At 70.0% G+C, this 22,636-nt stretch carries 26 protein-coding genes, 1 tRNA gene and 1 pseudogene; 13 read left to right on the top strand and 15 right to left on the bottom strand.

Annotated elements, in window-relative coordinates:
• Window positions 1-236: 236 nt before the first annotated feature.
• From G6023_RS07885 to G6023_RS07870, 4 genes are all read left to right on the top strand, one after another.
• Window positions 237-416 carry a hypothetical protein gene (locus G6023_RS07885; RefSeq protein WP_067711812.1) on the top strand — a complete coding sequence of 60 codons (180 nt, stop codon included), beginning with the start codon at window positions 237-239 and terminating at the stop codon, window positions 414-416.
• A gap of 21 nt (window positions 417-437) precedes the next feature.
• Window positions 438-608 (top strand): hypothetical protein, encoded by a 171-nt coding sequence (locus G6023_RS07880; RefSeq protein WP_163375483.1) that lies wholly within the window; start codon window positions 438-440, stop codon window positions 606-608.
• Window positions 609-717: 109 nt separating this feature from the next.
• Window positions 718-1,299, top strand: a complete 582-nt coding sequence (locus G6023_RS07875; protein ID WP_163375484.1) for a TetR/AcrR family transcriptional regulator — start codon at window positions 718-720, stop codon at window positions 1,297-1,299.
• A 27-nt stretch (window positions 1,300-1,326) separates the two neighbouring features.
• The gene (locus tag G6023_RS07870) at window positions 1,327-2,496 is read left to right on the top strand and encodes an acetyl-CoA C-acetyltransferase (protein WP_182634848.1); all 1,170 of its coding nucleotides are present in this window, start codon (window positions 1,327-1,329) and stop codon (window positions 2,494-2,496) included.
• A gap of 91 nt (window positions 2,497-2,587) precedes the next feature.
• On the opposite strand, the gene G6023_RS07865 is transcribed toward G6023_RS07870, so the two are convergent.
• The 5 genes from G6023_RS07865 to G6023_RS07845 all read right to left on the bottom strand — a co-directional run bounded on the left by G6023_RS07865 (window position 2,588) and on the right by G6023_RS07845 (window position 6,998).
• Window positions 2,588-3,244 carry a hypothetical protein gene (locus G6023_RS07865; RefSeq protein ID WP_182634846.1) on the bottom strand — a complete coding sequence of 219 codons (657 nt, stop codon included), beginning with the start codon at window positions 3,242-3,244 and terminating at the stop codon, window positions 2,588-2,590.
• Between the two features lie 154 nt (window positions 3,245-3,398).
• Entirely contained in the window at window positions 3,399-4,481 is a 1,083-nt protein-coding gene (locus G6023_RS07860) for an NAD(P)H-dependent flavin oxidoreductase (protein WP_182634844.1), read from the bottom strand.
• Complete coding sequence (locus G6023_RS07855) at window positions 4,478-5,263, bottom strand: CoA-transferase subunit beta (protein ID WP_067711826.1); 786 nt, start codon at window positions 5,261-5,263, stop codon at window positions 4,478-4,480. Before G6023_RS07855 ends, G6023_RS07860 begins: the two co-directional genes overlap by 4 nt.
• On the bottom strand, window positions 5,263-6,135 hold the full coding sequence (locus tag G6023_RS07850) for a CoA transferase subunit A (RefSeq protein ID WP_241727757.1): 873 nt from the start codon (window positions 6,133-6,135) through the stop codon (window positions 5,263-5,265). Before G6023_RS07850 ends, G6023_RS07855 begins: the two co-directional genes overlap by 1 nt.
• A gap of 68 nt (window positions 6,136-6,203) precedes the next feature.
• Window positions 6,204-6,998 (bottom strand): enoyl-CoA hydratase family protein, encoded by a 795-nt coding sequence (locus G6023_RS07845; protein ID WP_109148489.1) that lies wholly within the window; start codon window positions 6,996-6,998, stop codon window positions 6,204-6,206.
• Window positions 6,999-7,074: 76 nt separating this feature from the next.
• Between G6023_RS07845 and G6023_RS07840 the strand changes: the two genes are divergently transcribed.
• Window positions 7,075-7,848, top strand: coding sequence for an SDR family oxidoreductase (locus tag G6023_RS07840; RefSeq protein WP_182634839.1), 774 nt, complete (start codon window positions 7,075-7,077; stop codon window positions 7,846-7,848).
• Window positions 7,849-7,873: 25 nt separating this feature from the next.
• A complete protein-coding gene (locus tag G6023_RS07835; protein WP_120284548.1) occupies window positions 7,874-8,791 on the top strand; it encodes an SDR family oxidoreductase in 918 nt (305 codons plus the stop codon).
• 79 nt (window positions 8,792-8,870) lie between these two features.
• On the opposite strand, the gene G6023_RS07830 is transcribed toward G6023_RS07835, so the two are convergent.
• The 4 genes and pseudogenes from G6023_RS07830 to G6023_RS07815 all read right to left on the bottom strand — a co-directional run.
• Window positions 8,871-10,361, bottom strand: a complete 1,491-nt coding sequence (locus G6023_RS07830) for a hypothetical protein (protein WP_182634836.1) — start codon at window positions 10,359-10,361, stop codon at window positions 8,871-8,873.
• Between the two features lie 304 nt (window positions 10,362-10,665).
• Window positions 10,666-11,169: a nitroreductase family deazaflavin-dependent oxidoreductase gene (locus G6023_RS07825; RefSeq protein ID WP_396468035.1), complete on the bottom strand. Its 504-nt coding sequence runs from the start codon at window positions 11,167-11,169 to the stop codon at window positions 10,666-10,668.
• A complete protein-coding gene (locus tag G6023_RS07820) occupies window positions 11,166-11,750 on the bottom strand; it encodes a GNAT family N-acetyltransferase (RefSeq protein WP_182634834.1) in 585 nt (194 codons plus the stop codon). The genes G6023_RS07825 and G6023_RS07820 overlap by 4 nt, the downstream gene beginning before the upstream one ends.
• A 1-nt stretch (window position 11,751) precedes the next feature.
• Window positions 11,752-12,430: pseudogene (locus G6023_RS07815) on the bottom strand (steroid 3-ketoacyl-CoA thiolase); the annotation flags it as partial.
• A gap of 118 nt (window positions 12,431-12,548) precedes the next feature.
• Here G6023_RS07815 and G6023_RS07810 point away from each other — a divergent pair.
• Window positions 12,549-14,009 (top strand): aldehyde dehydrogenase family protein, encoded by a 1,461-nt coding sequence (locus tag G6023_RS07810; RefSeq protein ID WP_069390236.1) that lies wholly within the window; start codon window positions 12,549-12,551, stop codon window positions 14,007-14,009.
• Between the two features lie 32 nt (window positions 14,010-14,041).
• Here the strand turns inward: G6023_RS07810 and trhA are convergent, their stop codons facing one another.
• On the bottom strand, window positions 14,042-14,740 hold the full coding sequence (gene trhA / locus G6023_RS07805; protein ID WP_172815799.1) for a PAQR family membrane homeostasis protein TrhA: 699 nt from the start codon (window positions 14,738-14,740) through the stop codon (window positions 14,042-14,044).
• Between the two features lie 10 nt (window positions 14,741-14,750).
• On the bottom strand, window positions 14,751-15,353 hold the full coding sequence (locus G6023_RS07800; RefSeq protein WP_241727754.1) for an acyl-CoA synthetase family protein: 603 nt from the start codon (window positions 15,351-15,353) through the stop codon (window positions 14,751-14,753).
• A 253-nt stretch (window positions 15,354-15,606) separates the two neighbouring features.
• Between G6023_RS07800 and G6023_RS07795 the strand changes: the two genes are divergently transcribed.
• A complete protein-coding gene (locus G6023_RS07795; RefSeq protein WP_241727753.1) occupies window positions 15,607-15,831 on the top strand; it encodes a hypothetical protein in 225 nt (74 codons plus the stop codon).
• 119 nt (window positions 15,832-15,950) lie between these two features.
• On the opposite strand, the gene G6023_RS07790 is transcribed toward G6023_RS07795, so the two are convergent.
• From G6023_RS07790 to G6023_RS07780, 3 genes are all read right to left on the bottom strand, one after another.
• Complete coding sequence (locus tag G6023_RS07790; RefSeq protein ID WP_182634832.1) at window positions 15,951-17,399, bottom strand: alpha,alpha-trehalose-phosphate synthase (UDP-forming); 1,449 nt, start codon at window positions 17,397-17,399, stop codon at window positions 15,951-15,953.
• Between the two features lie 34 nt (window positions 17,400-17,433).
• On the bottom strand, window positions 17,434-17,616 hold the full coding sequence (locus tag G6023_RS07785; RefSeq protein ID WP_067711921.1) for a hypothetical protein: 183 nt from the start codon (window positions 17,614-17,616) through the stop codon (window positions 17,434-17,436).
• Window positions 17,617-17,687: 71 nt separating this feature from the next.
• Window positions 17,688-19,070 carry a threonine/serine exporter family protein gene (locus G6023_RS07780; protein WP_241504344.1) on the bottom strand — a complete coding sequence of 461 codons (1,383 nt, stop codon included), beginning with the start codon at window positions 19,068-19,070 and terminating at the stop codon, window positions 17,688-17,690.
• A gap of 77 nt (window positions 19,071-19,147) precedes the next feature.
• Between G6023_RS07780 and G6023_RS07775 the strand changes: the two genes are divergently transcribed.
• The 3 genes from G6023_RS07775 (at window position 19,148) to G6023_RS07765 (ending at window position 20,182) form a co-directional block, all read left to right on the top strand.
• Window positions 19,148-19,220: transfer RNA gene (locus G6023_RS07775), tRNA-Thr, on the top strand.
• A 178-nt stretch (window positions 19,221-19,398) separates the two neighbouring features.
• Complete coding sequence (locus G6023_RS07770) at window positions 19,399-19,773, top strand: nuclear transport factor 2 family protein (protein WP_132064016.1); 375 nt, start codon at window positions 19,399-19,401, stop codon at window positions 19,771-19,773.
• A 16-nt stretch (window positions 19,774-19,789) separates the two neighbouring features.
• Window positions 19,790-20,182, top strand: coding sequence for a nuclear transport factor 2 family protein (locus tag G6023_RS07765; protein WP_235027712.1), 393 nt, complete (start codon window positions 19,790-19,792; stop codon window positions 20,180-20,182).
• Between the two features lie 60 nt (window positions 20,183-20,242).
• Here G6023_RS07765 and G6023_RS07760 read toward each other — a convergent pair whose 3' ends face one another.
• Complete coding sequence (locus tag G6023_RS07760; protein ID WP_067711927.1) at window positions 20,243-20,671, bottom strand: HIT family protein; 429 nt, start codon at window positions 20,669-20,671, stop codon at window positions 20,243-20,245.
• Window positions 20,672-20,797: 126 nt separating this feature from the next.
• Here G6023_RS07760 and G6023_RS07755 point away from each other — a divergent pair, with 126 nt between their 5' ends.
• Together G6023_RS07755 and purD are read left to right on the top strand one after the other, a co-directional pair.
• Window positions 20,798-21,502: a TetR/AcrR family transcriptional regulator gene (locus G6023_RS07755; RefSeq protein WP_187700044.1), complete on the top strand. Its 705-nt coding sequence runs from the start codon at window positions 20,798-20,800 to the stop codon at window positions 21,500-21,502.
• A gap of 58 nt (window positions 21,503-21,560) precedes the next feature.
• The coding region (gene purD, locus G6023_RS07750; protein WP_182634830.1) for a phosphoribosylamine--glycine ligase at window positions 21,561-22,636 on the top strand (1,076 nt) is incomplete at its 3' end.

Genomic DNA, 22,636 nt, shown 5'->3' with positions numbered 1-22,636 from the left:
GCCCCAGCGTCAGGCCGAGCACCGCCGACGCCACGAGGGCACGGGTGCGACAGGGGCGGGAGGTCAGTGCTGAGGTGGTCCGCATGCGCCGGAGTCTAGCGGCGAGGTGGGCGGGGCGGCGGCGCCTGTGCGCCGCGCCCGGCACCCGCGTGGCAATCCGGGGGACTGCCCCGCGGGCGGTCGGGGGCCTCACTAAGCTGAGTGTCGTCAACCCCCTCGACCAGCGGAGATGAAGAATGATTGACCTCAGCGGCGTGCTCGGAGGGCTCGCTGACGACCTGTGGGGATCCGTGGACGGCATCGTTCCGGCCGGATCGGCCGGCAACGTCATCGGTGGCGTGCTCAAGCTGCCCGCAGCCCTGCTCTACGGCTCGTCCAACCTGTTCTGGGGCTTCGGCTCCCACGGCCCCGCCTGATCCGACCGAACGGAGAACACCATGCTCAGTGGCTCACTGCACGACCTCCACGAGACGATCGACGGATCGGTCGACGGCCTCGCCCCCTCCCTGCCGGCCGGCTCCCTCGGCGACATCGTCCACGGGGTCCTCAACATCCCCGGGGCGCTCATCGCGACCCTGGAGTACGTCCTCCTGGGTTTCGGTTCCTGACCCGACCGCGCGACAGTGGCCGAGCCCCCGGGCATCTTTCCGGGGGCTCGGTGACGCGGGGGAGGACCGAACCTCTACCTAGCAAGTGCTTGGTTGGTACCCTCGGGGTATGACCAGCACGACCAGACGTGAGGAGCTCCTGTCGATCGCGGCAGGGCTCTTCGCCGAACGCGGCCTGCGTGCGACCACCGTCCGCGACATCGCCGACGCCGCGGGCATCCTCTCGGGGAGCCTCTACCACCACTTCTCGTCCAAAGAGGCGATCGTCGACGAGATCCTCCGCGGGTTCCTCGACGCACTCTTCGGCGAATACCGTCGGATCGTGGAGGCCGGCCTCGGCCCGCGGGAGACCCTGGAACAGCTGGTCCGCGCCTCGTTTGAGGCCATCCACCGCAACCGCGACGAGGTCGCCATCTACCAGGACGAACTCAAGCACCTGCGCGGCAACCCGCGATTCGACTACCTCCGTGAGCGCAACACCGAGTTCCGCGAGATGTGGACCGACGTGCTCACCCGGGGGATGGAGTCCGGCGACTTCCGCGGTGACCTCGACGTGCGTCTCACCTACCGCTTCCTGCGCGACACGGTGTGGGTCGCCGTGCGGTGGTACCGGCCCGACGACGAGAACGATCATGCGGCCATCGCGGACCAATACCTCAACATCGTGCTCGACGGCCTGGCCGTCGGCTGACCTTCCCACCCCTTCCCGAGGAGACACATGACCAGCGTGACCGGCCGCGAGGCCTACGTTATCGACGCCGTCCGCACGCCCGTCGGCAAGCGCGGCGGCAGCCTGTCCGGACAGCATCCGGCCGACCTGGGCGCGCACGTCATCAAGGCGGTCGTCGAACGCACCGGTATCGACCCGGAGGTCGTCGACGACGTCATCTTCGGCTGCGTCGACACCATCGGCCCCCAGGCCGGAAACATCGCCCGTTCCGCCTGGCTCGCCGCCGGGATGCCCCTGGGTGTCCCGGGCACGACCGTCGACCGCCAGTGCGGCTCCAGCCAGCAGGCCATCCACTTCGGCGCACAGGCCATCTGGTCCGGCACCCAGGACGTGATCCTGTTCGGCGGGGTGCAGAACATGAGCGCACTGCCCATCTCGTCGGCCATGCTCGCCGGGCGCGAGTACGGATTCGACGACCCGTTCACCGGTTCCACCGGCTGGGTCGAGCGCTTCGGCTCCCAGGAGATCTCCCAGTTCAACGGCGCCCAGATGATGGCCGACAAGTGGGACATCTCCCGCCGGGAGATGGAGGAGTGGGCACTGCAGTCCCACGCCCGCGCCCGCGCCGCGATCGCCGAGGGGCGGTTCGCCAGCGAGTACGTCCCGATGGCCGGCCTCGAGGCCGATGAGACCACGCGCGAGACCACCCTCGAGAAGATGGCTTCGCTGCCCGTGCTGGCCGAGGGCGGCTCACTCACCGCCGCCGTCGCCTCGCAGATCTGTGACGGCGCCTCCGCCGGGCTGCTCGCCTCCGCCGAGGCCGTCGAGAAGTACGGACTGACGCCGCGCGCCCGCATCCACCACCTCACCGTCCGCGGTGACGACCCGGTGATGATGCTCTCCGCGCCCATCCCGGCGACCAAGCACGCGCTGGCCAAGACCGGCCTGACGATCGACGACATCGACGTGGTGGAGATCAACGAGGCCTTCGCCCCCGTCGTCCTGGCGTGGATCAAAGAGACCGGCGCGGACCCGGCGCGCGTCAACCCCAACGGCGGCGGCATCGCGCTGGGCCACCCGCTCGGCGCCACGGGGGCCAAGCTGTTCGCGACCCTGCTGAACGAGCTCGAGCGCACCGGCGGCCGCTACGGCCTGCAGACCATGTGTGAGGGCGGCGGCACCGCCAACGTCACGATCATCGAGCGCCTGGACGCCTGACGGCGACGACCCCCGAACGACAGGACGGGCCCCGCACCAGCCGGTGCGGGGCCCGTCTTTTGGCGCCGGTAGGCCCGGGCGCGGTGAGGGGTCAGTTGGCGGCGTCGGTCTCGCCGAGCGCGGAGGACAGGACGGCCAGGTCGAGCTCGCCCTCCGCCTCGCCGCCGAGCGCGGACGAGAGGGTGTCGAGGCCGAGGCCGCCACCGGCCTCGCCGCCGCCGAGGACCGAGGAGAGCACGGCGAGGCCGTCGCCCTCGGTCAGCCCTGCCAGCGAGCCGGTGATGGCATCGACGGGGTTGCCGACGACGAGCGGCGCCTCTATGGAGGGCTCTTCGTCCGTGGCGCAGTAGGTGACGAGCGCGTAGACATCCGGCTCGACGGTGGCCGACGCGGTGTCGGAGCTGACGCCGACCCCGGCGACCTCACCGAGGACGACGGACGGGAGCCCGGTGGTGTCGCTCTTGAGTACGGTGACGCTGGGATCGCCGGTCAGCGTACCCAGGATCGTCTCGAGGTCGCCGTTGGCGAGCTTGCCCGCCAAGGTGGCCGCCGAGGAGGTCGGCGTCAGCACCGCCCCGCACGCGTCGCCGTCAGCGAGCCCACCGTTGTCGAGCGCGAAGGTCACGGACACGGTGTTGCCGTCGACGGACGAGTCGGCCGTGGTCGCGGCCGCGACGCCGGCGCCGGCGACGGTCAGTGCGGTGGCTGCGCCGAGGGCGGCGGCGGTGCGGAGAGCAGTACGGGACATGAGGGGTTCCTCCGGAGGGGATGGGACGGGCCGAGCCCGCCTGTTATGTGAACCGTCTAAGGATAAGCCAAGAGTTCGCCACACGTGGGGATTATCGAAGACGAACGCCCCCACCCGTTGTGAACATGGGTGGGGGCGTCCGGAGGGCGGTACTTCAGCGGAGTTCGCGGAGCGCGTCCAGCCGTTCGTGAGCCTGGGTCATGATCCGCTGGATCAGCTCGTCACAGCTCGGCAGGTCGTCGATCATGCCCACGACCTGTCCGGAGGCCAGGACGCCGGCCTCGGTGTTGCCCTCGACCAGCCCGGCCTTGAGCAGCATCGGGGTGTTGGCGGCCATGACGATCTGCTGCCACGTCCGGTCGGACGCCTTCCTCATGTTGAGGCCGTCCTTGGCGAGCTGCTGCCACTTCATCCCGGTCATGGACTTGAACTTATTGGCGTTCTGGACGGCGGCGGCCATGCTCTTGAGGGGGCTGCCCGATTCGAGGGCGTTGACCAGGCCGGTGCGCAGGACGCGGTGCGGCATGCCGTCGACACGGGTGGAGACGACGGTGTCCTGGAGCCCACGCTCGAGGTACTGCTTCTTCACCGCGTCGGGCACCTGGGAATCGCTGGTGAGCAGGAAGCGGGTGCCCATCGCGACGCCCGCGGCGCCGTAGGACAGCGCCGCGACCAGTCCGCGGCCGTCGAAGAAACCGCCGCCCGCCACCACGGGGATCGAGGTGTCGCCCGCGCCCCCGAGGGCGTCGATGACGCTGGGGAGGAGCAGGGTGGTGGCGACCTGGCCGGTGTGGCCACCGCCCTCACCGCCCTGGACGATCACCGCGTCGGCGCCCCAGGAGGCGACCTTGACGGCGTGCTTGGCGGCGCCGATGGAGGGGACGACGACGAGGCCGTTCTCCTTGAGTCTGGCGATCAACTCCGGCTTGGGCGCGAGAGCGAACGACGCGACCTTCACCCCGTGGCGGATCATCAGCTCGCACCGCTCGGCGGCGTCCTCGGCATCGGCCCGGAGGTTGACACCGAAGGGCTTGCTGGTGAGCTTCTTGGCCGCCACGATGGCGGCCTCGAGCTCGGCGTACGTCATGGTGGCCGAGGCGATGATCCCCAGCCCGCCGGCGTTTGCCGTGGCCGCGGTCAGCTCGGGTCCGGAGACCCAGCCCATGCCCGTCTGGACGATCGGATACTCGACCCCGACGAGCTCGGTGAAGGCCGTGGAGATGGTGGGGGCGCTCATGCGGCCGGCACCTCGCGGTCACGGAACCCACGCGGGTCGAGCACCTCGCGGATGATGCGCAGCTCCTCGGCCGAGGGGTCGCGGGTGACCGCGGCGTCGGCCAGGCCCTCGATCTCGAAGCCCGTGTTCTCCGCGACCTCGTCGGCCGTGACGCCGGGGTGCAGGCTGATCGCACGCATGCTGCGGTCGGCGCCGCCGAAGTCGAACACGCCCAGGTTGGAGACCACCCGGTGGATGTGGTGGTAGCGGAAGGCGGGGTCACCCTCGGTGTAGCGGTCATAACCGACGCCGCAGACGACGTCGACCTTGTCCGTGAACACGCGCGAGGAGTGCTTGCCCACCCAGTAGCTGGTGGCGTGGTTGATCGAGTTGCCGGGCGCCCCGCGCAGGCCGAACATCTGGCGGGTGGGCTTCTGCACGTCGTCGCCGAAAGCTGAGAGGTTCTGGTTGCCGAAGCGGTCGATCTGGTTGGCGCCCATCACCACATGGCGGGTGCCGGCCTGCAGGACGTCGAACACGCGGGGGAACGGGATGTACCCCTCGAAGTCGATGGTCTTGCCCAGCGGCGGGGTCTGGCCGAGGAATCGGTACTCGCCGTCGGTGATGAGCAGGTCCGGCTCGGTGGTGAGCCGGGCCAGACGCGCGCCGATGGTGGCCATCGGGGTCATCGGCGAAGCGAAGATCTCACCGGCGCCGGCAAAGATCTCCGCGCAGGCGACAGCGCAGTACTCGGCCCTGCTGATGGACTGAGTGGTGGCGGACTCGGTGGTGACGTCGGACATCACTTGGCTCCCTTCTGGGCGGCCTTCTCGGCAGCGGCCTTCTCGGCAGCGGCCTTCTCCGCGAACGCGGTGACGGCCTTCTGGTAGTCCTCCTCGGACCCGGACAGGAACTCGTCGACGAACGCCTTCCACGAGGTCTCTTCCTTCGCGGACGCGGCGTAGTGCTTCTGGAACGCCTCGTCACGGCCGTAGCCACCCGCGAACGTGAAGTGGGCGCCGTTCGGGGCCTCGGAGACGGTGTCGACGAACATGCGGCTGAGCAGCATGCGCTGCGGGCCGACCTCGTTCATCAGGGCGTCCGCGGAGTCGACGATCTCGTCGGTCTCGAGCAGGACGGTGTCCGCGGCCATGGCGTAGAGATCGTCGAAGTACCCGTCCGCGCCGGTGAACGCGGCGTTGCCGTGCTTGTCCGCCTTGTCCAGGTGGATCAGCGCGGCATCCATGCGCAGGGCGGGCATCGCGACCAGGGTCTCGGTCTTGCCGTCGACCTCGTACGGCGAGTCGACGGTCTTGAGCTCGTCGCCCCAGAACCGGAAGACGTCCGAGCCGAGGCCGGCGCGGGTCGGCAGGAACGGCAGGCGCTGCGCGGCGGCGGTGAGGCCCGCGCGCACCATGCCCTCGTCCATCTCGCGGGAGATGATCGACCCCTCGGTGCGGCGCGTGGCGAACCACGGGTCGTAGAACGGGGCGGAGTCCAGGGTGACGAAGCCGTAGTAGGCCTTGGAGACCTTGCCGGCCGAGCACAGCAGGCCGAGGTCCGGGCCGCCGTAGGTGATGACGGTGAGGTCGGTGAGGTCCTCGCGGCGGAGGATCGCGCGTACCAGGGCCATCGGCTTGCGTCGGGAACCCCAGCCGCCGATGCCGATCGTCATGCCGCTGGAGAGGCGTGAGACGGCCTCGTCCAGGCTGGTGCGCTTGTCGCGCGGGGTGGGGGTGCTGCTCACTTGTTCTCGCCCGTCCTCTCGGATCGCTTGTCTCGTTTGTCCAGATTCTGGCCTGTCTTGACGAACTCGTCGCGGTGCTCGTCGGCCACGCCGGCGAGGTTGAGTTCGAACGTGAATCCCTGCTCCATGCGGTACGAGGACTTCACGTCGACCGGGTCGATGTGGTTGATGGCTTCCTTGGCCGCCCGGATGACCCGCGTGTCCTTGGCCGCGATGGTCTCCGCGAGGTCGCGTGCCGCGGCGTCCAGCTGGTCGCGGGGGACCACGTTGTAGACGGTGCCCCACGAGTGGAGCTGCTGCGCCGTGACGTTGCGCGACGTGAAATACAAGGTGCGCATCATGTGCGGGGGGACCATCCGGGCCAGGTGCGTGGCGGCGCCGAGCGCCCCCCTGTCCACCTCGGGCAGGCCGAACACCGCATCGTCGGAGGCGACGATGCAGTCGGCGTTGCCCACCAGGCCGATCCCGCCGCCCACGCAGAACCCGTTCACCGCGGCGATCACGGGGACCGCGCACTCGTAGACGGCGTTGAACGCGACGTAGCAGCCCCGGTTGGCGGCCAGCAGGTGGTCGAACCCCTCGAAGTCCTGCATCTCCTTGATGTCGACGCCCGCGTTGAATCCCCGGCCCTCGGCCCGGAGGATCACGACGTGGACGTCGGGGTCGCGGCCCGCGGCGAGGATCTGCTCGCCGAGTTCGAACCATCCCGCGGACGGGATGGCGTTGACAGGTGGGTAGTCGACCGTGACGGTGGCTATCCCGTCTGCGCCCTTGTCGACGTTGATGCCCATGGAGCTCCTTCCCACGCCACCGCCGTCCGGGACGGCACAGTGACTAACCAAACGCTTGCTTGGTAGGCTAGCACGCATGACGAACATCGATCTGGGTCTGGCGGGGAAGGTCGTCCTCGTCACGGGGGGCGTACGCGGCGTGGGCGCCGGCATCAGCACGGTCTTCCGGGAGGCCGGCGCGGTGGTCGTCACCTGCGCGCGCCGGCCCGCCGATGAAGGCTCCGACGTGGCCGATCTGGAGTTCCACTCCGTCGATCTCCGCGATGCCGATGCCGTGCGCGCGATGATCGACGGCATCGTCGCCGACCACGGGCGGCTCGACGTGGTGGTGAACAACGCCGGGGGCGCACCGTTCGCCCTGGCGGCGGAGGCCAGCGCCAACTTCCACGCCAAGATCGTCGCCCTCAACCTGCTGTCGGCGTTGACCGTGGCGCAGGAGGCCAACCGGGTCATGCAGCCGACCGGTGGGGCGATCATCAACATCTCGTCCGTCTCCGGGCACCGGCCCTCGCCCGGCACCGCGTCGTACGGCGCCGCCAAGGCGGGCGTCGACTCGCTCACGCAGTCCCTCGCGGTGGAGTGGGCGCCCGCGGTCCGGATCAACTCCGTGGTGGTGGGTCCGGTCAAGACCGAGCTGGCCGAGATGCACTACGGGGACTCCGACGGCGTGGCGGCCGTCGACGCGACGATCCCGATGGGCCGGATGGCGGACCCGCGGGACGTCGGCCAGGCCGCAGCATTCCTGGCCTCGCCCCTGGCCGCGTACATCACCGGGGCCGAGTTGCTGGTCCACGGCGGCGGCGAGAAGCCCGCGTTCCTCTCGGCGTCCACCGCCGACAACAAGCACTGACCACCCACGAACAAGGAGAACAACCATGGGAATCTGCGACGGACGCGTCGTCATCGTCACCGGCGCCGGCCGCGGGATCGGCCGCGAACACGCGCTGGCCTTCGCCGCCGAGGGCGCCAAGGTCGTGGTCAACGACCTCGGGGCGGGCCTGGACGGATCGAACGTCGGGGAGTCCCCGGCCGAGCAGGTCGTCGCGGAGATCAAGGCCGCCGGCGGCGACGCCGTGGTCAACGGGAACGACATCTCCTCGTGGGAGGGGGCCCGCGAGCTCGTCCAGCAGGCCATCGACACCTTCGGTGGACTCGACGTCCTGGTGAACAATGCCGGCTTCCTGCGCGACAAGATGCTCGTCGGTATGGGGGAGCAGGACTGGGACAACGTGATCAACGTCCACCTCAAGGGCCACTTCGCCCCGCTGCGGCACGCCGCCGAGTACTGGCGCGCCGAGTCCAAGGCCGGTCGCCCGCGCCAGGCCCGGGTCATCAACACCTCGTCCGGTGCCGGGCTGTTCGGCTCGGTCGGCCAGGGCAACTACGCCACGGCCAAGGCCGGCATCGCGTTGCTGACCATCCAGACCGCCGCGGAGATGAAGGGTTACGGCGTCACCGCCAACGCCATCGCCCCCGCCGCGCGGACCCGCATGACCACCTCCGCGGGGGAGGGAATGGCCTCGCAGATGGCCGCGCCCGAGGACGGGTCCTTCGACGCAATGGACCCCGCCAACATCTCGCCGCTGGTCGTGTGGCTGGGCTCCGAGGAGTCGGCGCAGGTGACCGGCCGCGTGTTCGAGGTCGAGGGCGGCAAGGTCACCGTCTGCGACGGGTGGCAGCGTGCCGCGTCCGAGGACAAGGGTGCCAAGTGGGATCCCGCCGAGCTCGGGTCGGTCGTGCCCCGTCTGCTCGACGAGTCGCCCACCCCGGTGCCGGTGTACGGGGCTCGCTGACTCCGCCACGACAACGAGGAACCCCGCACCGTGATGGTGCGGGGTTCTTCGTTTCGTGAGCCGGTCGGGGCAGGTGAGGTCAGGCGCCGGGCTCCGGGCACTGCTGCGCGTCGACAGAACCGAGGCCGGCCAGCTGGTCGACCTGGGCCTGCGGGAGGTCGCAGACGGTCGGCAGCGGCGGCAGGCCGGGCAGCGGCGGGAGAGCGAGGGTCCCGTTCGCGGCGGCCGTCGCGACCATGGCGCCACCTCCGGCGGACGCTCCCAGGGCCAGGACCGGGAGCAGGCTCCCCGTCCCGCTCTCGCCGAGGCTGGCGAAGCTCTCGAGGGAGGCGAGTGCGCCCATCTCCGAACCCAGGTTGGTCGAGAAGGTGCCCTGCATGGAGCCGTTCTCGAGCGACCCGGTGAGCGCGGTGAGCGAGCCATTGACCTCGGTGAGTTCACCGAACGAACCGGTGATGACCTCGGCGCTGCCACCGGTCGATCCCGTGATCAGATCGGAGCTCTGACCCGTCGATCCGCCGTTGCCCGAGAGGGATCCGGAGGTCTCCGAGATGGAACCGGACAGTGCCGGAAGGATGCCGCCCTCGGCGATCGAGCCGATGATCGGATCGGCGGAGTTGCTCTCCACCGAGCCCGCGAGTTGGTTGGCGGATCCGTTGGTCAGCGACCCGGCGATGCCTTCGCCGACGAGCTCCGCCGAGCCGCCGATGCCCTCGGTCGAGCCGTCCGGGAAGTTGGCGGACAGCGGGGGCAGTTCCGCGGAGCCGCCGAGGAGGTTGAGCTCGGTGGACAGGGGCTCCATGCCGATCGAGCTGACGATGGGCGCCATGCCCAGGGACCCGACGGGTGCAACGTCGGACGAGCCGAACTCGGCGGAGCCGCCGAGCAGGTTGGTGGACAGCGGCGCCATCTCGGCGGAACCCACGTCTCCGGAGCCCGTGAGCAACTCGGTGGACAGCGGTGCCATGTCCTCGGAGCCCACGAGCGGTGCCAGGTCGGAGGAGCCGAACTCGGCGGAGCCGCCGAGCAGGTTGGTGGACAGCGGCGCCATCTCGGCGGAACCCACGTCTCCGGAGCCCACGAGCAACTCGGTCGACAGCGGCGGGAGTTCGGACGACGCGGGCAGCGCCGCGGAACCGCCGAGGAGCTCGGAGGACAGCGGAACGGTCCCGAGCGACCCGGTCAGGGTCTCGGGGAGGGCCGCGGAGCCGCCGAGGGGATCGGTGCTGAGGGCGGGCAGTTCGGACGAGTCGAAGGTCGCCGAGCCTCCGAGCGGCTCCGAGCTGAGAGCGGGCAGTTCGGACGAGTCGAAGGTCGACGATCCACCGAGTGGCTCGGAGCTGAGAACGGGGAAGTCGCCCGAGCCAGGCAGGGCCGAGGAGCCTTCGAGCGGGTTCAGGCCGGACGAACCGCCGGCGAGGTCACCGGCGGAGCCGGTGAACGGGTCGAGCAGATCGCCGATGATCCCCAGGTCGGGGAAGGCGCTCTGGGCATTGGCGATACCGGTCGCGCCGGAGATGGCGAGCGCCGCGGTGGCAGCGACGGCTGCGGCCCTGGTTGATTTGTTCACGGAAGGTCCTCTCGGGTCATTGCGGTTTCCTGGGAACCGTGTCGACCACGAGGTCGCCGGCCACACCATTTCACTTCGATGAGAATCCTCTAAGAAAGCGCTGGTGTCAACGCCCTTCTCAGAAGATGTTAATGAAGTGACCAGAGTGGCGAAAATGTTGTTCTCCCACGTGAGAACGCCGCAGTGTGAAGCCGCAGGAGCGGGTCACCGGCGCCGTGCGAACCAGAGAAGAGACACTCCATCGAAGAATCAGCTGAGGCCGGGACTCCCGGTCGGGAACCCCGGCCTCAGCCGGTCGCCTCGGTCAGCTCTTCGGTTCGCAGATGATGACCGGGATGACCCGGCTGGTGTTGGCCTGGTAGTCGGCGAAGTCCGCGTAGCGCTCGACGAGCCTGGGCCACAACTCGGCGCGCTCGGACGGGGTCGCCTCCCTCGCCGTCATCGCGCGACGACGGCGACCCACCTGGACGGTGACGTTCGGGTCGGCCAACACGTTGTAGTACCACTGGGGATGCTTGGGGAGGCCGCCCTGTGAAGCGACGAGCAGGACCCGGTCCCCGTCCGGGAGGTGGAGCAGCGGCACTGTCCGCGGCTCGCCGGACTTGCGGCCGGTCGTCGTCACGAGGCACACGGGCACCGGGGCCCGCAGCGCGGAACCCACCCGCCAGGAGCCGCCGACCCGCCCGCCGGACACCCGGTACGCCCACGTGTTGACCCGCGACATCACCTTGATGACGCCCACGACCCACGGCGCGCCCCGCCTCGGGTCGTCGACGCCGGTCTCGGGGGTGGGACCGGCTCCGCTCACCGGTTACCGGCCATCGGTGCACGGACGATCAGGTGCTTGCCGGGGAAGAACGCGGCGAGTTCGCGGCGGCTCTCCTTGAGTGACCGGAGCCCGAAGCCCTTCTTGCGCTCCTCGGGGCGGATCCAGATGGCCACATCCACGTCACCGTTGTCGATCTGCTCACCGAAGACGAGCCCGATGGGCGCGTCACGGTCGGTGTCGACCGCCACGAACCACATCGCCGACTCGGCCTCGATACGGACAAGACCGTTCCGCAACTCCTGCTCGGTCTTCTCCCGGTCCCAGGTCCCGCCGGTCGCGGACGTCTCATCGGACGAGCGTGCGTGATAGAGGGTCGTGTGCTCCTCGGACTCCGTGAAGGGCCGGAGGGTGAAGCCCTGTCCGGCCCCTCCGGCCGGCCCTCCGGAGGGGGAGCCGGCGAACGCCTCGAGTGGGGCCCGCAGGACCTCGCCCGCCTCGTCGGGGGATACCGATAGCAGGCTTGCGATGGCGCGGACCGCGTCCTCGGGGCCGTCGGCCGACGACACGGCGGCGAAGACCTCCCGCCGGCGGTTCGCGGCCGTCTCGATGGCGTTGCTCATGTCAGATCCTCTCGATGATGCTCGCCGAGGCCTGGGCGCCTCCCGCGCACATCGTGATGAGGGCGCGTTCGCCGTCCGTGCGCTCGAGCTCGTGCAGGGCGGTGGTGATGAGCCGCGACCCGGTGCTGCCGACGGGGTGGCCGATCGCGATGGCCCCTCCGTTGACGTTGACCTTGTCCATGTCGGGCCCGTGCACCTGCGCCCAGCTTAGGAGCACGGAGGCGAACGCCTCGTTGCATTCGAAGAGATCGAAGTCCGAGATCGACATGCCGGAGCGGTCGAGTACCCGCTGGGTGGCCTGGACCGGGCCGTCGGACATCTGGCTGGTGGTGCCGGCGGCGTGCAATCCGCCCTCGATGACGGGCTTGAGGGACGCCAGTACCTCCGCGGTGGTGTGGCGCAGCCCCTGGTCGCGGCTGACGGTCCCGTCTCGCCGGTGTAGGTGCCGTCCTTGAGGCACTCGGGGGCGTCGACGGTGAAGGTCTCGCGATCGAAGCGGCCGTCCGCCCAGGCGCGCTTCGCGGTGGACTGGCCCGGCAGGTTGAAGTCCCAAGCGTCCGGGCGGGCATCCCGTTGGAACCATCGCCGACGGCGGCGCGCAGTGCGATCCAGCTCAACGACTCGCCGCCGCACGCGACCCCGACGTCCATCGCCCACGTGTGGATGTGCCCGCCCGCGATCCGAGGGCCCGTCTCCTCCTCCGAGGGGCGGGCCCCTCGTCGTCGTCACCGTCGTTCTCGTCACGGACGGCGTGCCGGAACGCCGACGCGCCTGGAGAACGCGTTCTACCCTGGGCGCATGACCAGCACCCACACCGCGCGCGAGCTCACGCTCGCGCAGATCCTCGAACGGCAACAACAGGCGTTTCTCGCCGACCCCCAGCCGGGCGTCAAGGTCCGCCGCGACCGGATCCTGCGACTCAAGCAGCTCGTCCTGGACAACGCCGCCGAGCTGACCGAGGCGATCCGTGAGGACTACGGTTCACGACCGGAGACGTTCTCCACCATCACCGACATCGCCTCGTCCATCCCGGACCTGGACCACCAGCGCGGCAACATCAAGAAGTGGATGAAGCCCACACGGATCTCCAGGGTCCTGGACGCGGTCGGGTTCTCGCAGCAGGTCCGCCACGACCCCAAGGGCGTCGTGGGGATCATCGGGCCCTGGAACTTCCCGCTCTACCTCACCATCGTCCCGGCGGGATCCGCCCTCGGCGCAGGTAACAGGGTGATGATCCGGCCGTCGTCGGTCACGGCGAACACCACCGAGGTGCTGTGCCGGCGGGCGCCCGAGTACTTCGCCGTGGACGAGCTGGCGATCGCCGGCCCCGAGCACGGTCGGGGTTCCGACTTCTCCGTCCTCCCGTTCGATCACCTGTTCTTCACCGGTTCGCCCGGGGTCGGCAAGTCCGTCGCCAAGGACGCCGCGGACAACCTCACACCGGTCACGCTGGAGCTGGGCGGCAAGAATCCGGTCCTCGTCGACACCAGTGCCGACATCGATCGGGCCGGGCGCAGCATCGCGTCCTCCCGCCTCGTCAACGGCGGTCAGGTGTGCATGTGCCCGGATTACGTGTTCGTCCCCGAGGACCGACTGGACGCGTTCTGCGACACCGTGCTGGACCAGTGGCGCACCACCCTCCCGGCCATCGTCGGCAACCCCGAGTACACGGCGACCGTCAACACCTCGAATTACGAGCGGATCGTCGGGTTGATCGACGACGCCGTGGCGAAGGGTGCAGTCAAGCGCGACGCTGCGCCAGCCGGCGAACGGCTGCCCGACCCGGTCGTCCGCAAGATCGCGCCCACCCTGCTCACCGGTGTGTCCCCAGACATGGAGATCGACTCCGACGAGGTGTTCGGCCCCGTCCTCGCGGTATTCGGCTACAAGGGCCTCGACGAGGCGATCCGCTACGTCAACGACCGGCCCAGCCCGCTCGTCCTGTACTGGTACGGGGACAGGAACGACCGCTTCGAGACCGTCGCCGACCGCACCCGCTCCGGCAACATCTACGGCAACGACTTCGGGATCGGCATGGCCTCGTCCGCCATCCCGTTCGGCGGCGTCGGCAACTCGGGGATGGGCGGATACCACGGCCACTACGGTTTCCGCACGTTCACCCACGAGCGGGCGGTGGCGCACCACTCGTTCGACTTCAATGCCTCGCAGCTCATGGTTCCGCCGTTCACCAGCGGCAAGAAGCGGATCGCCTCGGCGTACCTGGGGGTGATGCAGGTACGGACACGCCTCAAGCTGTAAGCGGGACGCCTGGCCATCAGGTCCTCAGGTCGTCAGCTGGCCAGGACGAACAGCAGCATCGCGGACCAGTGGCAGGCGAACGCGATCACGGTGCACGTGTGGAACACCTCGTGGAAGCCGAAGACGCTGGGTGCCGGGTCGGGTCGCTTGAGACCGTAGACCACCGCGCCGCCGGTGTACGCGACGCCACCGACCAGCACGAGGATGACGGCGGCGAGGTTGGCATTGATGAGGTCGCCGGCGAACCATACCGCGGTCCAGCCCAGGCCGATGTACAGGACGACGTACAGCCAGCGCGGCGCGGACAACCAGAAGAGGCGGAACAGGATTCCCAGCAGAGCCCCCGACCACACGAGCGTCAACAGGATCTGGGTGGTCGGGGGCTCCAGTGCCGCCACCGTCATGGGGGTGTACGTCCCGGCGATGAGCAGGAAGATGTTGGAGTGGTCCAGACGGCGCATCAGGGCTGTGGCGCGTGGCCCCCAGTTCACTCGGTGATACAGAGCCGAGATCCCGAACAGTAGAGTTGAGGTCGCCAGGAACACGGCGCAGGCCCAGGTCAGCGCGGTCCCCTCGGCGAGCACGGTGAGCACGACGCCCAGCGCGATCGCCACGGGCAGGGTGCTGGCGTGGATCCATCCCCGCAGCAGCGGCTTGGGCGGGACGGGGGCGGAGATGCCGAAGTCGTCATCGGCGGGATGCTGGAGGTCGGTGTTCGCGGCGTCGTCCACACCCTGAAACTTACCGGCGACCTGACCCCGGGGGTGAAGGCCCTGCACCGTCGGCGCGGACCCAGACCCTGTCCCCGGCCGATTCGGCGCCCCGCGAGCTGAGGTCGCGGGCCCGGAACTTGAAGCTGGCCTTCCGTGGCAGCGCGGCGGTCATCCGTAGCAGCGACGGCCACTGTTCGGGCCCCAGGTCGGGTTGGGCGGCGAGGAAATCGCCGAACCCGTCGGCCAGAGGCGACCGGGCCGCGCACCGTCTCCGCCGGCACGGCGTACACGCCGACCTCGGCCACGTCGGGGGTGGCGCCGCAGTACGCGTTCGAGCGGTGCCCCCGCCAGGTTCTCCCCGTCCACGCGCATCCGACCCGTCGGCGACCATCTCACCCACGGACTCGTCGGCGTTGCGCAGGACGTCGGCGCCGTCGAACCGGGCGCGGGGTCGGGCGTCGTCGAGCCAGTTGCCGGCGGAGAAGCGACGCCGCAGGGCGATCGAGCACCCGGAGTGCAGGGCGATCGGCCACGCCACCATCACGGCGTTGGAGTGGACCAGCGGTATCGCGCTGTGGACGCAGTCGTCCGGGCCGATCCCGAACTTCTCGGCGAGCATACGGCCGCGCACGGAGATCTCTGCCTGATCCGGGCGACCTTGGGGTCGCCGCTCGTGCTCGAGGTGAACACCAGCGCGACGGGGTCGTCGGGGCCGACGAGCACGCCGGGATCGAGCCCGTCGAGCAGTGCGGCGTTGTCGGTGTCCGTGAGGATGAGCGCGCAGTCGGGGAGGGCCGCGTCGCGGATAAGAGCCTCGCCGCGCCCCTCGCCGCGATCCGTACGAGGACATCGTCAAGACCACCAATGTCGCCGCCGACGGTGTGGTGTCCGCCGCCGTCGAGCACTCCCACCACGACCGGGCCGAGGTGATCAGGGCTATCGACCCGACCATCGGCAACCCGAAGTCCGATGAGGACCAGGCCCGCCGGTACCGGGTGCGTGTGACCGTGAACCGATACGACGACGGCGAGATGAAGGTCACGGGGTGGACTTCACCCATGACCGCTCCCGACTCCGACCTCGGCGCCACCCGCGAGATCACCGCCTAGATGTCCACCTACGACCACCGGACGGTGGACGCGGCTCGGAGCGGTCCGGGACGGGCTCGCCGACCCGGCACTGTCGGAGTCCGTCGAGCTCAGCGCGCTGGAACCCGGTCCGCCGCCATCTAATCGTCCGCCGTGGCGTCGAGTGTGTTGAAGAACCGGCGGGCCCACGCGTGGACGTCGTTGCCCAACACCTGACGACGCAGCGACCGCATACGGCGCCGCCGATCCTCGGGGGAGTCGTCGACCGCGGCCATGATGGCGTCCTTGACCCCGTCGAGATCGTGCGGGTTGCACAGGTACGCCTGGCGTAGTTCCGCGGCGGCGCCGGCGAATTCGCTGAGCACCAGGGCGCCGTCGCCGTCGGTGCACGAGGCCACATATTCCTTGGCCACCAGGTTCATGCCGTCCCGCACGGGCGTCACCAGCATGACGTCGGCGGCCGCGTAGAACGCCGCCAGTTCCGTCTTGGGGACGGGCCGGTGGATGTAGGTCACCACGGGGTGCCCGATCTCGCCGAACGTGCCGTTGATGCGGCCCACCGACTCCTCGATCCGCGACCGCATGATCTGGTACTGCTCGACCCGCTCGCGGCTCGGCGTGGCCAGCTGGAGGAGGGTCACGTCGGCGGGCTCCAGGCGCCCCTCCTCGAACAGCTCCTCGAGCGCGCGCAGGCGGACGTCGATGCCCTTGGTGTAGTCCAGACGGTCCACGCCCAGCAGGAGGACCCGCGGCGAACCCAACTCCTCGCGCAGGCGGGCGGCGCGGGCCTGGGTCTCGCGCGTGCGGGCGGTGGCGTCCACGGCCGCGGAGTCGATGGAGATGGGGAACGCGCCGACACGCACCATGCGGTCGTCCACCCGGATCTCGGAGGCGCGGCCCCGCGTCGAGCGCAGTCGGACGGACGGGTAGCCGCGCAGGCGGTTGGCGAGGATCCGGAAGTTGTCCGCTCCGCCGGGCAGGTGGAAACCCACCAGGTCGGCGCCGAGCATGCCCTCGACCAGCTCGGTGCGCCACGGTAGCTGCATGAACAGTTCGACGGGCGGGAACGGGATGTGGAGGAAGAACCCGATGGTCAGGTCGGGGCGCAGCTCGCGCAGCAGACAGGGCACCAGCAACAACTGGTAGTCCTGCACCCAGACGGTGGCACCCTCGGCGGCGGCCTCCGCGGTGGCCTCGGCGAAACGGGTGTTGATCTCGCGGTACGCGTTCCACCATTCGCGGTGGTACTCGGCCGGCACCACCACGTCGTGGAACAGCGGCCAGAGGGTGGCGTTGGAGAAACCCTCGTAGTAGAGCTCGACGTCCTGGGCGGATAGGGTGACCGAGTGGAGGCGGATGCCGTCCGTGTCGAACGGTTCGGGGGCGGCGTCGGGGACGCCGGGCCACCCCACCCAGGCGCCGTCGTTGGCCTTGAGGATGGACTCCAGCGCCGTCACGAGACCGCCGGGGCTGGCCTCCCAGTGTTCGGTGCCGTCCCGGTCGATGACGAGGTCCACGGGGAGACGATTGGCGACGACGACGAAGTCGGCACCTGCTCCGGTGGACGTCTGCCCGGTACCGCTCGTCATCGGTTGCCCCCTCGCGTGGATCGCTGTGGTCTGGTTACTCGGCGTCCGCCGTCACCTGCGGCTCCGGACCGATCCCCAGCATGTCGAGGAGCATCCGGCACTCGTCGGCGTCGGCCGAGTACGAGGCCACGACCTTGCGGGCCATGTCGGCGGTCTCGTCCGCGACCGGCTCCAGGTCGTCGAGCTCGGGTTCTTTGCTGGCGGCGGCGGATGCCATCGGTGTCCTCCTGTGATCGGTGGGGGGACGCGCGCCCTGTTCGGGCGACATCGTCCGCTGCCGATCCTACGTCACCCGTCCGCGGCCGCCGACCGGCGCAGATTGCGGGTCACCCACTCACCGAACACGATCCCGGCGGCCAGTGCCACCGCGATCGCCAACGCCTGGAACATCAGGCCCAGACCGATACCCGTCTGGTCGCTCGTCAGCGCCGACAGGCCGCGGTACACGGACAGGCCCGGCAGGAACGGCGTGATCCCGGCGATGGTCACCACCAGCGGCGGGACGGTGGCGATACGGGCGAGGATGCCGCCGATCAGGCCCATCGTGCAGGCCGCGAGGGCGGACCCCACCACCACGCCCAGCCCGGTGGCCATGACCGCCTGGAAGATGAGCATCCCGATCGCGCCGACGGCCGCGGCGAGCCAGGTCGCCCGCACCGTCGCATAGCTCGCCACGGCGAACCCGGCGGCGCCCACGCCCGCGGCGAACACCGCGATGTGCACCGCGGCGTTGCCGGCGATGGCCGGGTCGATCGGGGGTGGGGACATGCCGAGGCGTTCGAACGCGGCGAGCGCGATCGTGATCCCGCCCAGCACACCGCCGGTCATGACCATCGTCTCGACCCCTCGCCCGGCAGAGGTCACGGGGAACCCGGTGATGGCGTCCTCGATGGCGCCGACGAGGGTGAGCCCGGCGAGCAGCACGATGATCCCGGCCGCGACCAGCTGGGACGGTTGGACCTCGATGAAGTTGTTGCTCACGGCCACGTATGCGGCGAGGGCCCACGCGGCCGCGATGAACCCGCCCACGACCTGCTGAAAGAAGCTCGGGAGTCGGTGGCTGTCCAGGTAGCGGTTGGCGTACATCAGGGCGAACGTCGAGACCATGGAGATGAGGCCGGCCAGCGGGCTACCCCCGAGCTGGATGACGACCGCGCACCCCAGCATCGCCCACCCCAGGACCGCGACGCGGAAGGAGTGCGGGTGCGGGGAGGCCACGATCCTCTCGACCTCGGCCGTGGCCTGGTCGACGGTGAGCTGACGGCGCACGATGAGGTCGATGAGACGGGACACGCGGGTCACCCGTGTCATGTCGACGGTGCGGTAGTTGACCACCCGGATGACCGAGATCGGCGGTCGGCCGCGACGTCGGTTGACCCCGATGGTCAGCGACGTGAAGGTGACCTCGACGGTCGCGCCCGGCAGGCCGAACGCCGCCGCCACGGACTCGGCCTGGGCGACGGTGTCCGCGGCGCCCTCGCCGGAGGACAGCAGGATCCCGCCGATCTCGAGGGCGAGGTTGAGGACGTCGGTGACGGCGCCGTCGTCGTCGAGGTCGACCGGCGCCATGGGGGACAGCGGGGGCTCGACCGCCAGGTCCATGGCGGACTTGCGCAGTCCCATCCACGCCAGTGGTCGGGTGAGCGGTGCCGGTGCGTCGCGGGTCTCCACGGTGCACACCGTAGTCAAGAGCCCCGACGGTGGCCGGGTTAGGATGACTGGCGGGCCGCGGCGGTGTCGCCGCCCGTGCTGGAGTGGCGCAATTGGTAGCGCACCCGACTTGTAATCGGGCGGTTGCGAGTTCAAGTCTCGTCTCCAGCTCTCGAGTGGCGTCGGCGTTCGAGCCGGAAGCTGAGGGCACGCCAAGTGTCGGGCCGTCGGTGGTGGCCGCGGGATGCGGCCCCGAGCGGGACCCCCAGTTCAGTGATCATTGTTAGCTTCCGTCTACTGATGAGTAGAATGTTCTCAACATTCCCGTCGCCAGAAGGGCGCCGCCGAGATGACGCAGTCCGCAACAGAGATCGCCACTGCGTGGATGGCCGCCCTCGCCTCGGGCGACGCCGAGCGGACCATCGCACTGTCTTCTCCGTCGATCGTCTATACGACAGGCCAGGTCAGGCGCTACGAGGGGCACGATGGTGTCCGCGACATCGTGTCCGACCTCTCCCGACTGGCCGGTTTCCTCACCATCGGGGTGGAGGGGGAGATCCTGGAATCCGAGGGGGTCGTCGCGCTGCGCCGCCTCGAGCGGTACACCCTGCCCAGCGGCGGGATCGAGATCCGCGGTTGTTCCTTCGTGGAAGTGGCGGACGGGGTGGTCACGCGGTGGGCAGACTACAAGAGCATGCACGCGATCGACGAGATCGTCGGCTAACGGGGAGGCGGATGCCGTGAGCGAACGCGGAGCCGGGGAGGTGGATCCCCGGGAAGTGGTCAGGGCGCTGGTCGAGGCGGCGTTCGCGGGGGACGTCGAGACCGCGCAGTCATGGTGCACGCCGGACGTCGTTCTCACGATCGAGGGCACGCAGACCGTCCGGGGACACGAGGGCCTGCGCCATGTGATCGAGTTCAACCAGGATGTCTCGACCGACGTCAGCGTGGACATCCACCACGTACTGGGCTCGGGCGATGTGGCGGCGCTCAACCGGACCACACACCTCACCATCGGTGGGGTCGCCCTGAAGGTGGAGGTCGGCTCGTTCTTCGCGCTCCGCGACGGTCTCGTCGCGGCGTGGACCGACTATCAGGACATGCAGGACGTCGCCCGGGCGCTCGGACACTGACGATCGGGCAGGGCCCGGCGCCGGCGGCCGACCGCCGACCCGGGGCGGACGGCCCCGGGTTCAGGCCTCCGGGACGAACTCCCCGTAGCCCAGTTCCCGCAACGACCGCCGGATGGTCTCGGCCGCCGCGTCGGACTCCTCGGCGGGCGCGTCGGGGTCCGCCAGCGACAGGTCGAATCCGGACATGTCGTCGGCGGGGAAGATGTGGATGTGGGTGTGCGGCACCTCGAAGCCGGCGATGAGATACCCGGCGCGCGCCGCACCGAGGCCTCCCACGACCGCCTTGCCGACGGCCTGTGCGACCTCGTTGAGCCGGGTCAGCAGCGCGGGCTCGAGATCGGTCCACCGATCGACCTCCGCGCGCGGGACGACCAGCGTGTGGCCGGGCGCGACCGGTGCGATGGTGAGGAAGGCGACCACCTCGGGGTCCTTCCAGACGAACCGGCCCGGCAGTTCACCGGCGATGATCTTGCTGAAAACGGTCGACATGGACCCCAGCCTACGTATCGGGGGCGATGGCCTCAGGTGGCAGACTGGCGAAAAGTGGTCTAATGGATGTATCCGCTACCCGCCGGGTGGCCCCCGTCCTCTCTACACACGCGAAGGAGCATCGACATGGTCGAGGCAGGTATTGCGACGGCAGAGGGCGCGGTGAAGAAGAAGGCCTACCACCACGGCGATCTGCGCAACGCCATCATCCAGGAGGCCACCGCTCGCGCGAGGGTCTCGGGGGAGAAGGCGATCATCCTCCGCGAGATCGCCCCGCACATCGGGGTGTCCGCCACCGCGGCGTACCGCCATTTCGCGAATCGGCAGCAGCTCGTCGAGGAGGTCGCGGCCCGCGGGTTCGTCGAGCTGGTCGGTCGCGTGGCGGCCGCGGCCGTCGGCGGTGCGGTGTCCGATCCGGTCCTCGCCGCCTACCGCGAGCTGCGCGAAGCGGCTCTCGCCGTGGTGGAGTTCTCGATCGACGAGCCTGCGTGGGCCCGCACGATGATGGAGAACCTGGGCCCGTCGGAGACCGTCGCCGCGCACGCCGATGCCATCAATGTGGAATTGCAGGCGATCGTCGAGCGCGGGATCGAGGCGGGGGCGTTCCGGCCCGAGGTCGTCATGAACGACGAGCTGCCGCTGTGGGCGGCGATCGACGGCCTCAGCGCCCAGGCGATGTTCGGGATCCGCCCGATGCGGACCCCGGACGCCGCACGGTCGACCGCACGGACCATTGATCTGTGTATGACGGACCTGCTCACCGACGAGGCGCTGCGGGCCCGCGACGCGGCGTTCCCCGCCGCCGACATCACCGCCGACGCAGGGGTCTAGGGCCCGTTCGTTCCGGGCCGGGCCAACCCGGCGCGGCGGCCGGGCTACTGTGGTCGTCGTGCGCATTCTCGTGATCGGTTCCGGTGCCCGTGAGCACGCCCTCCTCGTCGCCCTCGCCGCGGATCCCGCGGTGACGGAGTTGCACGCGGCGCCGGGCAACCCCGGCATGGTGCAGGCGCAGTGCCACGAACTCGCGGTGACCGATCCGGCGGCCGTGACGGCCCTGGCCCGTAGGCTCGACGCCGGACTGGTCGTCATCGGTCCCGAGGTGCCCCTGGTCGCGGGCGTCGCCGACGCCCTGCGCGAGGCCGGGATCCCGGTGTTCGGCCCGTCCGCCGAGGCCGCCCGCATCGAGGGGTCCAAGGCGTTCGCCAAGGACGTCATGGCGGCTGCGGGTGTGAAGACCGCGCGCGCCGAGATCGTGGACTCGCCCGCCGACCTCGACGACGCACTCGACCGGTTCGGACCGACCTGGGTGGTCAAGGACGACGGGTTGGCCGCCGGCAAGGGGGTCGTCGTGACACCCGATCGCAACGCGGCCCGGGCGCACGCTCTCGCCTGTCTCGACGACTGGCACCCGGTGCTGTTGGAGTCGTTCCTCGATGGCCCGGAGGTCTCCCTGTTCTGCCTGGTCGACGGCGAGACCGTCGTGCCGTTGCTGCCCGCCCAGGACCACAAGCGGGTCGGCGAGGGCGATCGCGGTCCCAACACCGGCGGGATGGGCGCCTACACGCCGCTGCCGTGGTTGCCGCAGGGAATGGTCGACCGGATCGTCACGGAGGTGTGCGAGCCGGTGGCCCGCGAGATGGTCGCCCGTGGCTGCGGCTTCTCAGGCCTGCTGTACGCGGGGCTGGCGATCACCTCGTCCGGGCCCGAGGTCGTGGAGTTCAACTGCCGCTTCGGCGACCCGGAGACACAGGCCGTGCTGGCGCTGCTCGAGTCGCCGCTGGGCGAGACCCTGCACTCCGTGGCCACCGGCCGACTGGCCGACCTACCGCCGCTGGTGTGGCGTGACGGCGCCGCCGTGACCGTGGTCCTGGCAGCCGAGCACTACCCGGCGACGCCGCGGCGCGGTGACCTCATCGAAGGCGCCGAACAGCCGGGCGTGCTCCACGCCGGCACGGCCCGCGACGC

The organism is Dietzia sp. DQ11-71, assembly GCF_014144995.1.
Classification (GTDB): Bacteria; Actinomycetota; Actinomycetes; order Mycobacteriales; family Mycobacteriaceae; genus Dietzia; species Dietzia kunjamensis.
The sequence above is the reverse complement of the archived record's forward strand: the minus strand, read 5'-3'. Positions and strand labels throughout refer to the sequence as shown.